Source organism: Gordonia sp. GN26, assembly GCF_054823965.1.
In genome coordinates this window covers 1-15,278 of the sequence record NZ_JSYC01000082.1, presented here as the reverse complement: position 1 = coordinate 15,278, position 15,278 = coordinate 1, and the positions used below count along the sequence as shown (strand labels likewise).

Sequence of the window (15,278 nt, the reverse complement as noted above, 5' to 3'; positions counted from 1 at the left end):
ATGGTTTTCGCAGGCAAACACTTTAGGGAGCAATGACAATGACGACGATCGCTTTCCTCGGCCTCGGCAACATGGGTGGCCCGATGGCCGCCAACCTGGTCAAGGCCGGCCACACCGTCCGCGGATTCGACCTGTCCCCCGAGGCGATCGAGACCGCCAAGTCCAACGGGATCGAGACGTTCCCCGCGGCCATCGAGGCGGTGTCCGGGTCGGAGGTCGTGATCACCATGCTGCCCAACGACGGCATCGTGAAGAAGGTCTACGACGAGGTCCTGCCGGCCGCCCAGACCGGTGCGCTCTTCATCGATTCGTCGACCATCTCGGTCGACGATGCGCGGGAGATCCACCGCCGGGCCGTCGATCACGGTTTCGCCCAGGTCGACGCCCCCGTCTCGGGCGGCGTCAAGGGCGCGACCGCGGGCACGCTGGCCTTCATGGTCGGCGGCGAGGACGAGGCCTTCGCCGCGGCGCGGGGAACCCTCGACCCGATGGCAGGCAAGATCATCCACTGCGGTGCGGCGGGCGCCGGCCAGGCGGCGAAGGTGTGCAACAACATGCTCCTCGCCGTCCAGCAGATCGCCGTCGGCGAGGCCTTCGTCCTGGCCCAGAAGCTGGGTCTCGACGAGCAGGCGCTCTACGACGTCGTCACCGGCGCCACCGGCAACTGCTGGGCCATCGAGACCAACTGCCCGGTCCCGGGCCCGGTCCCGACCTCGCCGGCGAACAACGACTTCAAGCCGGGGTTCGCCACCGCACTGATGAACAAGGACCTCGGCCTCGCGATGGACGCCGTCGCCAGCACCGGTTCCCGCGCCCCGCTCGGTTCCCACGCCGCACAGCTGTACCGCGGCTTCGCCGAGCAGCACGGAGACCTCGATTTCAGCGCGATCATCACCTCGCTGCATTAGGTCGCAGTACCTGCCGTACGGCTCCTGAGATCCCGTTGCGTTCTGTCCCGGTTTGCGGGACAAAACGCAACGGGATCTTTCTGCGTCCGGACGGATGGAACCGTGATGGTGGGCGCTGCGTCGAACTCTCGTGATCGATCTCAACGAGCTCATCATCCGACAGGACGGCGTGCTGACGACGTCGCAGGCGCAGGCTGTTGGGTTGAGCCGGTCCGCCGTCAGCCGACGCAGGGCCTCTGGGGAGTGGACCGCGGTCGCTCCTTCTGTCTACCTGGTGTCAGGGCACCTTCGTTCGGCACGGGCGCAGGCCCGGATCGCGGTGCTCTCGGTCGGAGAGGACGCGGTGCTCGGCGGCGTCGCGGCGTGCTGGTGGCACCGACTGCATCTCAAGGAGCCCGCCAAGCACCATGTGTTCACCGGACGTCACGGTCGGCATGCGAGATCCTCGGCGACCGCTGTCGTCCGACACCGCGATCTCGCCGACGAAGACGTGACCGTGGTCGACGACCTCCGCATCACCACGCCCGCACTGTCCGTTCTGGACGCGGCAGGTGTTCTCGGCATCGGCGTCCTCGATTCAGCGCTGCTCTCCAAGGACCTGACGCTCGCGGACCTCCGGTCCGCACATGAGCGGTACCCAAACCGACGGGGAGCGGGGCCGGTGTCCCGGTATCTGGATCAACTCGAGGACGGAACGAGATCCGAGGCAGAACGGCGAACCGCACTGCTGTTTCGCGACGCGGACATCGACGGCTGGACGGCCAATGTCCCGGTGTGCGGGTACCTGCTCGACTTCGTGTTCCTCCGGTCCAGGCTCGCCGTCGAGATCGACGGCTTCGCCTTCCACCGCGACGCCGACACATTCCAGCGGGACCGGACCAAGCGCAATGCGCTCGTGGCCGACGGGTGGACAGTCCTGAACTTCACATGGGCGGACCTGACCGAACGGCCAGAGCACGTCGTCGAGGCGGTTCGGAGTGCTCTACTGCGAGCCGCGTCGTGACGACGTTGCGTTTTGTCCCGCTTTCCGCGACAAACCGCAACGGATCGGACTCAGAAGTCGCCGTTGTGCTTCCGCAGTGACTGGATGGCCCCGACGAGGCCGGCCATCTCGTCGTCGGTCATGCCGACGTCGGCGAAGACCTTCTCGTTGAGGGTCTTGGTGGCGTCTTCGACGGTGGAGCGGCCTAGGTCGGTGATCTCGACGAGGGTGGTGCGACCGTCGGTGGGGTGGGGGACGCGGCGGACGAGGCCGCCCTCCTCGAGGCGACGGATCGCGTGGGTGACGCTGGTGACGTGGACCTGGAGTCGGTCGCTCGCCTTGGTGATCGGGAGTGCGCCCTGGCGCGAGAACGCGAGCAGCCGGAGAAGTTCGAATCGGGAGAAGCTCAGATCGAAGGGGCGCAACGTGGCCTCGACGCGGGCCAGCAGGATCTGATGGGCACGCATCACCGAGGTCACCGCGACCATGCCGTCGGCGACGTCGCCCCACCCGGCCTCGGTCCAGTTGTCCCGTGCCTCGGCGATGGGATCGAAGTCCATGCTGCGCCCTGCCATGAACACACCCTAATCGGGTTGTCGCGTCACCGATCGACGGCGCGCCAGCCATCACCGCCCGCGGGTGATGCCGTCCGGACCGGTCCCGGCGGGGCAGGAGAAGGACGGTCCGCGGAACCGATCCGACGACGACGCGGGCGGAATCCGCGCCGGCGGAATCAACTCGACGCGCAGTGGTGCCCGTGACCAACGTCCCCTTCCGAGTGACAAAGGTCCCTACGAAAGTGACAAATGGCCTCCGCGGCAACGAAACAATGTGTTTGCCATCTCGAGAGGATCTCTTGATGCTTTGTCGTTTCCTGGAACGACAACCCCCGAATCGAGACCATCTGGGCCGTTCGGGAATGAAGGTGTAGCTCGAATCTCGAAAAGGTCACGGCGCCGTTAGCTGGATTCTCCATACCCATTAGCTACTCAATCTAATTAAATCGCGGTTTGGGTACTATGGGCGATTTGAGAGACTTATCCTGGTTCGTGAATGTACCGAAAAGTGTACCGGTGCATACAGATTCGGCACCATACCGGGGCGGATGTGAATCTGGATCCGAATCTGCTTCGGTAGCACGCGAGATGCAGAGATATTCGGGAAAAACACTCGGTCCGACGAATGTCATCCGATCGGACCAATTGCCGAATGTCATCATTCCGAGACCTTTCTCTCCGGGGTCGTACGACTGATCTAGCTTCTCGGAAATCGTTGTGGCGGAAAGTTTCGCGAGAGTACGGTCAGTTCTTGTCGGCGGGGCGACAACTATCCAGGGGGGCTGCATTGCCCATTCTCGCTTCAGGCGCGAGACGAGCAATTTGTGGTCTGACGATTCCGTCCGGGTTATGCCCCCAGGCCCGGTGGACGCAGTCGATGAGGACGCATGGGGAGGCCGCGTGACCATCTCAGAGAGAAATTTCGAGTCAACCTTCGACGACCAGTCGGGTTCTCGGTCACGGGTCGGCACGTTGCCGCTGTCCGCGGCGCAGCGGGGCATCTGGTTCGCGCAGCACGTGGCAGGTGACCTGCCGATCTCGGTGGCGCAGTATGTCGAGATCGAGGGCGACCTCGACACCGACGTGCTCGAGGACGCCGCACGGGCGACCGGAAGAGAGTTCGGTTCCGGATACCTGCGGCTGATCGAGGTCGACGGCGAGCCGCGGCAGTACGTCGACGAGGCGTACGGCGCCCCGGTGTACACCGTGGACCTGCGTGAGGATCCCGACCCGATCGGGACCGCGCATCGCCTGATGACCGAGGACTATTCGCGGCCGCTGGACCTTCTCGTCGACCACCTCATGACGAGCGTCGTCTATCGGGTCGGGACGAACCACTACCTCTGGTATCTGCGCGCCCACCACATCGCGCTCGACGGATTCGGTGCGGTCACGATGGTCCGGCGGATCACCGAGCGGTACAACGCCGGAATCCGCGGTGAAGAGCCACCACCCTGCAAGGCAAGCGATCTCGCCGACATCATCGAGCAGGACGCGTCCTACCCCGGGTCGACCCGCTACGAGAACGACCGGAAGTACTGGAGCGAACACCTCGAAGGCGCCCCTCCGGTGGTCAGTCTCGCCGGCCGGCTCGGCAAGCCCACGCTGCACCCGACGCTCGTGTCCACGCCGCTGCCGGAGGAGACCGCGCGTCTGCTCGACGACGCGTCGCACGACGGCGGTGTCACCCCGGTGATCGTCGCGGCCTTCGCCGTCTACCTCGCCCGGATGACCGGGAGCCCGGAAGTCCTCCTGAGCCTGCCGGTCTCGGGCCGGCACTCGGCAGTTCTGCGCCGCTCCGGCGGCATGGTGGCGAACGTCGTGCCGCTGCGCGTCCCGGTCGCGGGCCGCACGCTCGACGAGGTCGTCACCGCGGTGAAGGGTGAGCTGTTGAGTGCCCTCCGGCGGCAGCGCTACCGCCAGGAGGACATCTTCCGCGACATGGGGATCGCGCGCGACGAGGCGTCGTCGTTCGGTCCGGCCGTGAACCTGATGATGATCGACAGCGAGGTCGTGTTCGGCGACGTGGCGGGTCGCCTGCACGTGCTGACATCCGGCCCGACCTCCGACCTGTTCGTCAACATCTATCCCGGTGCGGGACACGACAGCACGCACATCGACTTCCAGGGCAACCCGAACGTCTACACGCCCGCCGAGCTCGCCGATCATCACCGTCGGTTCCTGATGTTCCTGCACGAGTTCCTGGTAGGCGGCTCGGACGATCAGGTGGGTCTGCTCGAGCTGCTCGACGAGGACGAGCGGAGGGCTCTCCTGCCCGTACACGGTTCGGAAGGTGTTGCGCCGCGACTTCTCCCGGACATCCTCGCCGACAGTGTGGCCCGTCATGGCGACCGCGTCGCGATCTCGTCGGCCGGTCGCCGGCTGACGTACCGGGAACTCGACGGCGTCTCGTCGCGGATGGCACGCCGCCTGATCGACATGGGCTGCGGGCCCGACACGTCGGTCGCGATTCTTCTCAGACGGTCCGCCGAGTCCGTCACCGCCGCGTGGGCGGTTGCGAAGTCCGGGGCTGCCATCGTCCAGGTGGACCCGGACTACCCACGCAAGCGTATCGAGCACATCGTCGCCGACAGCGGCGCCGACGTGGCGATCACAGCCGACGAGTTCACCGACCGACTCCCGGAGTCGATGCCCACGGTGCTCGTCGACGGCGAGGGCGGTCTCGGGGAGGGGGCCGCCCTCGCCCCGGACGAGGTGATCACCGACCGCGACCGCATCCGCCCGCTGCGTGCGGACAACGTCGCGTACATGACCTACACCTCGGGTTCGACCGGTGTCCCGAAGGGCGTCCAGGTCACGCACAACGGGCTCGCGAACCTCATCTCCGATCGGTCCGAGGTCTATGGTCTCGACTCGGGATCACGGGTGTCCTACGCTCTTTCACCGAGCTTCGATGCGTCGATGGAACAGCTGCTGACCTGCTTCGCGAACGGTTCCGCACTGATCGTCGTGCCGCCGGACGTGATCGGCGGGGAGCGGCTCACCCGATTGCTGGCCGACGAGGGTGTCACCCACCTGACGCTGACACCGGCGATGCTGGCGACCGTCGAGCCGGAAGCCCTGACCGACCTGCGGGCGGTCATGGTCGGCGGTGACAAGACCGCGCCGCGCATCGTCGAACGCTGGACGCGGTGTGCGCGGATGATCAACGAGTACGGACCCACCGAGGCGACAATCACCGCGGCCAGCGGTGTCATCGACCCCGCCGAGGACCTGACCGTCGGCCGGCCGGTACGCGGTGCGTCGATGATGATCCTCGACCCTGCACTGCAGCCGGTCCCGATCGGTACCGCGGGGGAGCTGTATCTGGCGGGGCCGGGTCTCGCACGCGGTTACGCGAACCTGTTCGGCCAGACCGCCGGCCGGTTCGTCGCCAACCCCCACGGTGAACCCGGTGAGCGGATGTACCGCACCGGCGATCTCGCGCGCTGGGTGGGGAAGCCCTCCGCACTGTCGCTGGAACTGCTGGGTCGCACCGACTTCCAGCTGAAGATCCGTGGCTACCGGATCGAGCCCGGCGAGATCGACGCGGCTCTCATCGGCCACCCCGACGTCGAGGCGTCGATCACGGTGCCGGTCCGCAACAACGCCGGCGCGACCGTTCTCGCCTCCTACGTGTCGCCGGTCCGCGACCATCGGATCGATGTGCCCGAGCTGGGCCGGTTCGCCCGCGAATCGCTCCCGCCGCACATGGTCCCGGCGGTGATCACCACGCTCGACGCGTTGCCGCTCAACGCGTTCGGCAAGGTCGACCGCAAGGCGTTGCCCGCTCCGGTCTTCGCGGCCGCCCGCACCGGACGGCCGCCGTCGACGCCCGCGGAATACCGGCTGGCGCAGCTGTTCTCCGAGGTCCTCGGTGTCGACGAGGTCGGTGCCGACGACAGCTTCTTCGTCCTCGGCGGCGACAGCATCTCCTCGATCGAACTCGTGGGCCGGGCCAAGGCCGCCGGACTGGCGTTCTCGACCCAGGACGTGTTCGAGTGCAAGACCGTCGCGGCTCTCGCGGTCCGGGCGACCGAGGCGTCGACCGACGACACGCTGCACGAGCTCCCCGGCGCCGGCGTGGGTTCGTTCCCGCTGGCGCCGATCATGCACGCGATGCTCGAGCGGGGCCACATCGACCGCTTCGCGCAGGCCGCGCTGATCGAGCTCCCCGACGACCTCCGCCGCGCCGACCTCGTGCGCGCCCTGGGCGCGCTCGTCGACCGCCACGACATCCTGCGCGCGGTCCTGCGCGACGACCACGCGGGCGAGGGCTTCGTCGAGGTCCGGGAGCACGGTTCGGTCGACGTCGAGGAGACGTTGACCGAGGTGTGGCTCGAACGTCGCGACGCCGACGAGATCGATCAGCAACTGCAGGCGGCCGCCGATCTGCTGGACCCGCGCTCCGGGCTGCTCACGCGCTTCGTCTGGCTGCGGGACCGCAATGGCACGAAGCCGGATCTGCTGTGGCTGGTCATCCACCACCTCGCCGTCGACGGCGTGTCCTGGCGCATCCTGCTGAGTGACCTCGCGGTCGCCCACGGTCAGATCGCCGCCGGCGGTGACCCGCAGCTCAGCACGCCCACGACCTCCGTGCGCCGCTGGGTCCACGGCCTGGTCGAGCGGTCCTCCGGCCGTACCGCCGCCGAGCTCGACCTCTGGTCGAACACCCTCGCAGCCGGCGACCGTCCGCTCGGCACACGTGCACTCGACCCCGACCGGGACATCACCGCCACCGCGGGACGCGTGCGCATGCGCATCCCCGCCGACGTCACCGAGACCATCGTCACGACCATCCCCGGCCGGTTCCACGGCAGCCCCAACGACCCGCTGCTCGCGGCCCTGGGACTCGCGCTCGCCCGCTGGCGGTCGCTCCACGGCGAGGCTCCGGGCGGCGAACTGATCGCGCTCGAAGGACACGGCCGCGAGGAGTCGGCCGTCCCCGGCGCCGATCTGACCGCCACGGTCGGCTGGTTCACCTCTCGGTTCCCCGTCCGGCTGGACCTCGACGACATCGACCTCGACGACGCCTTCGCCGGCGGGGCGGCCGCCGGTACGGCGATCAAGCGGGTCAAGGAGTTCCTGCGCGCGGTGCCCGACAACGGCATCGGCTACGGCATGGTCCGGCACCTGGACCCGGTCGGCTGCAACGAACTCCAGAACCGTCCCGAACCGCAGATCAGCTTCAACTACCTGGGCCGCGCGGGTACCCGCGACGTCTTCGGACCGTGGACGCCGTCGCGTGAGTTCGACGCGCTGGCCGGCACCGCCGACCCGTGGATGGCCCTCCCGGCCGTCCTGGACATCAACGCGATCGCCGAGCCGGGTCCGGACGGACTCGAACTCGACGCGGTGTGGGAGTTCGCCTCGCTGGTGCTCGACAGCGGCGAGGTCGAAGAACTGTCGCAGCTGTGGGTGCAGGCCCTCGAGGCGCTCGCCCGCCATGCCCGGGCCGACGACGCCGGCGGGTACACCCCGTCGGACTTCCCGCTCGTGCAGACCACGCAGGACGAGATCGACGGTTGGCTGCGCGATCACCCGTCGATGGTCGACGTCTGGCCGCTGACGGCACTGCAGGCCGGACTCCTGTTCCACGCCACCTACGACGGCATCGACACCAACGCCGCGGGCGGTGTCAGCGGCGCCGACGGCTACGTCGTGCAGGCCGAACTGACCCTCGGCGGATCGCTGCGAGCGGAGCGGATGCGGCGCGCCGCACAGGCGCTCATCGACCGTCACGACAGCCTGCGGGTCGCGTTCGTGGAGACCGCGGCCGGTCCGCGTCAGCTCTTGCTGCGTGACGTGGCCGTCGACTGGACGGACTCCGACCTGACCGGCATCGCCGATCCCGAGGAGCGGCACCGCGAGTTGCGCCGGCTGATCACCGAGTCGGCGACCCCCTTCGACCTGACGCGGCCGCCGCTGATGCGGTTCCACCTCATCCGCGTCGACGACGACGAGTTCATGCTCCTGCTGACCAACCACCACATCGTGCTCGACGGCTGGTCGATGCCGCTGGTCGTCCAGGAGCTGCTGGCGCTCTACATCACCGACTCGACGGACGGCGCCGCGGCCGGGCTGCCCACACCGCGGTCCTTCCGGGACTACCTGCAGTGGCTGGATTCCCAGGACCACGACGCGACGGTCGAGGCCTGGGAGGAGATGCTGGCCGACATCGAGAGCCCGACCCGGCTCACCGGCAACCCGGAGCGGGTCGCCACCGCCGAGGTCGCACAGGTCGACCTCGATCTCGACGCCGCGACCACCGACGCGGTCCTCGGACTCGGTCGCGCCCACGGCGTCACCCCCAACACCGCCATCCAGGTGGCCTGGGCGCTGCTGCTCTCCACCATGACCGGCCGGTCGGACGTGGTGTTCGGCAACACGGTCTCCGATCGCCCGGCGCACATCGCGGGGATCGAGCGGATGATCGGTCTGTTCATCAACACCCTGCCGGTGCGGGTCCGGCTCGATCCCGACGAGACCGTCACCGAGCTGCTCACGCGGGCACAGGCGGAGCAGGCCGCCATGCTCGACCACCGCAACATCGGTCTCGCCGAACTCCAGCGGGCCGCGAGGATGGCCGACATCTTCGACACCGCAACGGTTCTGGAGTCCTATCCCATCGACGCGGAGGGTGTGGCGGGTGCGCTCGCGGATGCCGGGCTGCAGTGGAAGGGCATCGTCGCCCACGATGCGACGCCGTATCCGGTCAGCCTTCAGGTCACGCCGCCGCGGCCCTCGCGGGCCGGAAGCGAGCCGGGACACTACGAGCTGATCCTGAAGTACGCCTCCGATCGTCTCGACGCTCAGTCCGCCGGACTGCTGCTCGAGCGCTTCGCGATGCTGCTGGGTCAGATCGCGGCGGACCCGGGCCGGAAGGTCGCGACGGTCGCCCCGTGCTGGGACACCGAATGGGCGGAACTGGCTCGCGTCGAGGGTCCGCCGGCCATGACACCGCGGACGCTCCGGGGCATCCTGTCCGACACCGCACGCCGGTATCCGGACGCCCCCGCCGTGCGGTCGGGCGGGGACACCCTGACCTTCCGTGAGCTCGACGAACGGGCCGATCGTGTCGCCGGTGAACTCGTCCGTCGTGGCGCCGGTCCCGAGCGCTTCGTCGCGCTGGCCGTCCCGCGGTCGGTCGAACTCATCGTCGCGATGTGGGCGATCGCGAAGTCGGGTGCGGCATTCGTCGCCCTCGATCCGGGCAACCCCGCCTACCGGCTGGCCGAGCTGCTGGCCGACTCGCGGTGCGCGCTCGGGGTGACGGTCGAGGAGGTCACGAAGAACCTGCCGGATTCCGTCGACTGGCTCGTCCTCGACGCCGCCGGCCGGTCGGATGACGAAGGGGCGACGGCGGACCGGCCGACGACCCCGGTGGAGGCCGACAGCAGTGCGTACCTGATCTTCACCTCCGGGTCGACCGGACGGCCGAAGGCGGTCCACATCGCCCATCGGGGGCTGCGAGACCGGGTCACCGCACTGGCCGAGTACTTCGGTGTGCAGTCGGGTTCGGCAGTCCTGCAGGTGGCCTCCCCGGGCTTCGACGCCTGTGTCTCCGAGGTCCTGCTCGCCCATGGCAACGGGGCCTGCCTCGTGGTCGCCCCCCAGGATGTCTACGGTGGCGTCGACCTCGAGGAACTGGTTCGCGCGGAACAGGTTTCGCACGCGATCATCACGCCGACCGCGCTCAACACGATGGACCCCGCACGGGTGCCGTCGCTGGCGACGATCGCGGTGGTCGGCGAGGCCACCGGCGCGGACATCGTGAACCGCTGGGCACCCGGCCGCCGGTTGATGAACCACTACGGACCCACCGAGACCACCATCTGGGGCACCGCGGCCGACGACCTGCAGCCCGGGGAGCCGGTGACCATCGGCGAACCGGTCCGCGGAGTGTCCGCGGTGGTGCTCGACGCGTGGCTGCGTCCGGTCCCGGTCGGCGTGGCCGGCGAACTCTACCTGGGCGGACCGGGTCTGGCCCGCGGGTACTTCGACCGGCCCGGCCTCACCGCCTCCCGGTTCGTCGCCGACCCGCGGTCGGCGAGCGGTGAACGCATCTACCGCACCGGTGATCAGGTGCGATGGATTCGCGGACGCGACGGACTCGAACTGGACTACCTGGGACGCAACGACCAGCAGGTCAAGATCCACGGTCTGCGGATCGAGACCGGGGACATCGACGCCCACCTCGCACGGCACGACGCCGTGGCGCAGGCCGTCACCCTGGTCCAGCCGGGACCGACCGGACAGCCGGTCATCGTGTCCTACGTCGTCGGCACGCCGGGGGAGCAGCTCGACGTCTCCGCGCTACGGGCCGATCTCGCGGAATCGCTGCCGCGCTACATGGTTCCGACCGCCATTCTCGAGCTGCCGGCGATGCCGGTGACCCGCACCGGCAAGGTCGACCGGAAGGCACTCCCCGCGTGGGACTTCCGCGCCGAGAGTGCCGGCGGTCGCGCGCCCTCGACACCGACCGAGAAGCTCATCGCGCAACTGTTCGCCGAGGCCCTGAACCTCGAGACGGTGACCGCCGACGACAACTTCTTCGCCCTCGGCGGCGACTCCATCGTCTCGATGCAACTGGTGGCCCTGGCCAAGGCGGCCGGACTGAACATCACCGGTCGTCAGGTCTTCGAGGCGAAGACGGTCGCCGCGCTGGCAGCTCTCGTGGATCCGGACGGCGCCGGGCACGACGACGTCGTCCGGCCGGGCGCTGCGGTCGAGTCCCGCCTCGACGATCACGAGGTGCTCTCCGCCGACGACTTCGCCGACGTGTGCGACTCCGATGCGGAGAACCTCCGTCATCGATACCCGGAGCTGACCGAGATCTGGCCGCTGTCGCCGACGCAGTCCGGCATCCACTTCCACTCCACGCTCGACCCCGACACGGCGGACAACTACACCGTGCAGTCGACGATCCGGTTGTCCGGACATCTCGACGGGGCACGGCTGCGTCGTGCCGCGCAGGCGCTGGTCGATCGGCACGACATCCTGCGTACAGGTTTCGTCGAGACCTCTCGTGGCCCGCGCCAGGTCGTGGTCGGCCACGCCGAGGTCGCCTTCCGCGAGATCGACCTGTCCGAGCGGGACGCCGACCGCGCCCGGGAGGACGCCGAGCGCATCGCGGTCCAGGACGCGGAGGCAGGCTTCGACCTCAGCATCCCGTCGCTCATCCGGTTCACCCTCATCCGCCTCGCCGCCGATGCATTTGAACTGCACATCACCAACCACCACGTCATCCTCGACGGCTGGTCGATGCCGCTGCTCATCGGCGAACTCCTCGAGTTCTACGGCGAACCGGAGCGGATCGAGCACGCCGGGTCCGCACCGTCGTACCGCGACTACCTGCGCTGGCTGGCGCAGCAGGACCAGGAGGCGTCCCTCGCCGCATGGACACGGGCCTACGCCGACGTCGACGGGGCCACCCGCGTCAGCCGGCGTGATCCGGCGATGTCGGGCGACCTGGCCGGTGAGGTCGGTGCAGAGCTGCCGGCCCAGGAGTATCTGCGGTTGCGTTCCGTCGCAGCCGATTCCGCGGTCACCGTCGGCACCGCGGTGTCGACGGCATGGGCACTCGTCCTGCGCGTGCTCACCGGCGAGACCGACGTGATCCTCGGCTCGGCCGTCGCCGGGCGACCGCCGGAACTGCCGGGTGTCGAGCGCGCCCTCGGGATGTTCCTGAACACCGTCCCGGTCCGGGTCCGCCTCGATCCCACGGCGTCACTGCGCGACCTGCTGATCGGTGCGCAGGACAGCAACGCCGAACTGCTCGACCATCACTACGTGGGCCTCCCGGCCATCCACCGGGCGGTGGGTCTGTCGGAGATGTTCGACACCGCGCTGGCCTTCCAGTCCTTCCCGCTGCGCGAGTCGACCCTCCAGGAGCTCGTGTCCTCGGCGGGACTCCGCGTCGACGGGATCACCGGCGTCGATGCCACGCCGTATCCGCTGAGTCTCGTCGTCGCACCGAAGAACGATGTCGGAGACGGAGAACCAGGGCTGTCGATCACGTTGCGCTTCCGCCGCGGCGACTTCGACCCCACCCGGGCACGGGAGATCCTCGACCTCTTCGTCGAGTGCCTGGCCCGGATCGCCGACGACCCGGACACCCGGGTGGGCGTGCTCGCGCACGGCGGCGGCGAACTGGATCTGCCCGCGTCACCGCGGACCCTCCGGCCCGCGACACTGCCCGACATCCTCGCCGCTTCCGTTGCCCGCCACCCGAACGCCATCGCGGTGACGTGCGGCGCGTCGGTGTCGTACCGCTGGCTCGACGAGCGGTCGAACCGAATGGCCAGACTCCTCCTGCGCCGGGGAGTCGGATCACAAGATGTGGTCGCCTGTGTGTTGCCGAGATCGCTCGACGCGGTCGTCGCCATCTGGGCGGTGGCCAAGACGGGCGCGGCATTCCTGCCGGTGGACCCGACCCTGCCTGCTGAACGGATCGGATACCTGCTCTCCGATGCCGATGTCAGGCTGGGTCTCACGCACGCCGGGACCGCTACCCTGGACGGTCCCGGCGTGCCCCCCGGCATCGAGTGGCTCGAACTCGACGACGAACGGCACCCGTGCCTGCTCGACGCCGAATCGGACGCACCGATCACCGACGCCGAGCGCGGTGGTCCGATCCGGATCGGTCAGACGGCCTACGTCATCTACACGTCCGGTTCGACCGGCATGCCCAAGGGCGTGATCGTGAGCCACCGCGGCCTCGCGCGTCTCGTCGAGGCGCAGCACCGCGTCCTCTTCGCCGACGACACCGCGAGCGTTCTCCAGGTGGCCTCGCCGAGCTTCGACGCCTCGGTGTTCGAGCTCCTGATGGCCCATGGTGCAGGCGGCCGCCTGGTGGTCTCACCACCCGACGTCTACGGCGGTCCCGAACTGGCCGAACTGATCCGACGCGAACACGTGACGCACGCGGTGGTGACCCCGTCGGCACTGTCGACCGTGCCGGAGGCGGATCTCGACACGCTGCGCGTGCTCGCTCCCGCCGGTGAGGCCGTCGGCCCGGAGCTGGTCGCGCGGTGGGCGCCGGGACGCAAGATGATCAACATCTACGGCCCCACCGAGATCACCGTCTGGGCCACCGCGAGCGAACCGCTCGATCCGCACGGCCCGGTGACCATCGGCCGCACGATCGGACCGGTCGCCGGAGTCGTGCTCGACACGTGGATGCGCCCGGTGCCCCAGGGCGTCGTCGGCGAGCTCTACCTCTTCGGGCCCGGACTGGCCGACGGCTACGTCGGGAAGCCGACGACGACCGCGGCCCGGTTCGTTCCGTGCCCGTTCGGCGACGCCGGTGAGCGGATGTACCGCACCGGCGACCTGGTCCGGCGGGCCGCCGACAATCAACTGGAGTATCTGGGACGCAACGACTTCCAGGTCAAGATCCGCGGCACCCGCATCGAGATCGGGGAGATCGACGCGGCCCTCGGTGGCCGGTCCGACATCGCCTACGCGGTCACCATCGCCCGCAGTGACAACGGGATGCCGCAGATGCTGGTGTCCTATGTGGTGGCCGCGCCGGGCGAGGAACTGTCCGGCAACGAACTGCGGGATTTCCTCTCGCAGAGCCTGCCCGCATACATGGTCCCGGCCGCGGTCGTCGTCCTCGACGAGGTCCCGCGGACCCCGACCGGCAAGCTGGACCGGGGCCGGTTGCCCGAACCGGTGTTCGCGGCAACGGAATTCCGCGCACCGTCGACCCCCGCGGAGTCCGCGGTGGCCACCGCCTTCGAAGAGGTCCTGGAGATCGACCGGGTCGGCGCCGACGACGACTTCTTCGCCCTCGGTGGCGATTCGCTGAGTGCTTCGGTGGTGGCGGCGCGGGTCGGTTCGGCGCTGGGAGTGCGTGTCCCGGTCCGTGCCCTGTTCGAGGCGCCCACCGTCTCAGCCCTGGCCGGCCTCGCCGGATCGCTGCAGGAAGGGCAACGCGCACCGCTCGTCGCCGGCCCACGACCGGAGCGGATTCCGCTGTCGCTCGCACAGCAGCGCATGTGGTTCCTCAACCGCATGGAGCCGGAGTCGCCCGCCTACAACATCCCGGTCCTGCTGAAGCTGACCGGACGCCTCGACATCGCGGCACTCGAGGACGCGCTCGCCGACGTGATCGGCCGGCACGAGGTGTTGCGGACGATCTACCCCGACGACGCCGGTGAACCGCATCAGGTGGTGCTGGACCACGTCGCGGCCGCCGTCGAGGTGCGGTACGTGCCCGAGAGCGCGGTCGAAGAGGTGGTGACCGAGTTCGTCCGACGCGGTTTCGACGTGACCACCAGGGTGCCGATTCGCGTTGGCCTGCTGCGCATCGACGAGCCCGGCAAGCCGGCCGGCGGTCGGTTGGACCAGGCCGGAGAATTCCTGCTGGTCCTCGTCGTCCACCACATCGCGGGTGACGGGCAGTCCATGGCGCCGCTGGCCCGCGATGTCATGATCGCCTACGCAGCCCGGCTGGAAGGACAGGAACCCGCCTGGGAGCCGCTCGAGGTCCAGTACGCCGACTACGCCCTGTGGCAGCGGCGGGTCCTCGGCGAGCCTGACGATCCGCAGTCCCTCATGCACGCCCAGCTGGACTACTGGCGGTCGACGCTGGCAGAGATCCCGGATGTCCTGGATCTGCCCACCGACCGTCCGCGCCCCGCGGTCGCGAGCCTGTCCGGCGGCCACGTCCCGGTAGAGATCGGCGCGCAGTTGCACGACCGCCTCATGGAACTCGCACGCTCGCGGAACGCATCGTTGTTCATGGTCCTGCATGCCGCGCTCGCAACGCTTCTCGGCCGCCTCAGCGGTGGCGACGACATCGTCGTCGGCACCCCGGTCGCC

4 protein-coding genes are annotated in these 15,278 nt (G+C 68.9%); 3 read left to right on the top strand and 1 reads right to left on the bottom strand.

What is annotated here, in order from left to right; genetic code table 11:
- Positions 1-38: 38 nt before the first annotated feature.
- Both mmsB and OK17_RS16235 read left to right on the top strand, forming a co-directional pair.
- Entirely contained in the window at positions 39-908 is an 870-nt protein-coding gene (mmsB, locus tag OK17_RS16240; RefSeq protein ID WP_461418073.1) for a 3-hydroxyisobutyrate dehydrogenase, read from the top strand.
- Positions 909-1,038: 130 nt separating this feature from the next.
- Positions 1,039-1,911 (top strand): DUF559 domain-containing protein, encoded by an 873-nt coding sequence (locus OK17_RS16235; RefSeq protein ID WP_461418072.1) that lies wholly within the window; start codon positions 1,039-1,041, stop codon positions 1,909-1,911.
- A gap of 50 nt (positions 1,912-1,961) precedes the next feature.
- On the opposite strand, the gene OK17_RS16230 is transcribed toward OK17_RS16235, so the two are convergent.
- Positions 1,962-2,465 (bottom strand): MarR family transcriptional regulator, encoded by a 504-nt coding sequence (locus OK17_RS16230; protein WP_005201490.1) that lies wholly within the window; start codon positions 2,463-2,465, stop codon positions 1,962-1,964.
- Positions 2,466-3,347: 882 nt separating this feature from the next.
- On the opposite strand from OK17_RS16230, the gene OK17_RS16225 reads away from it, so the two are divergent.
- Positions 3,348-15,278, top strand: an 11,931-nt coding sequence (locus tag OK17_RS16225; protein ID WP_461418071.1) for an amino acid adenylation domain-containing protein, incomplete at its 3' end; no start/stop codon positions are given.

Excerpts from the sequence above, each read along its gene's own strand:
- mmsB (WP_461418073.1), top strand. The coding sequence starts at position 39 with ATGACGACGATCGCTTTCCTCGGCCTCGGCAACATGGGTGGCCCGATG.
- OK17_RS16230 (WP_005201490.1), bottom strand. The coding sequence starts at position 2,465 with ATGGCAGGGCGCAGCATGGACTTCGATCCCATCGCCGAGGCACGGGAC.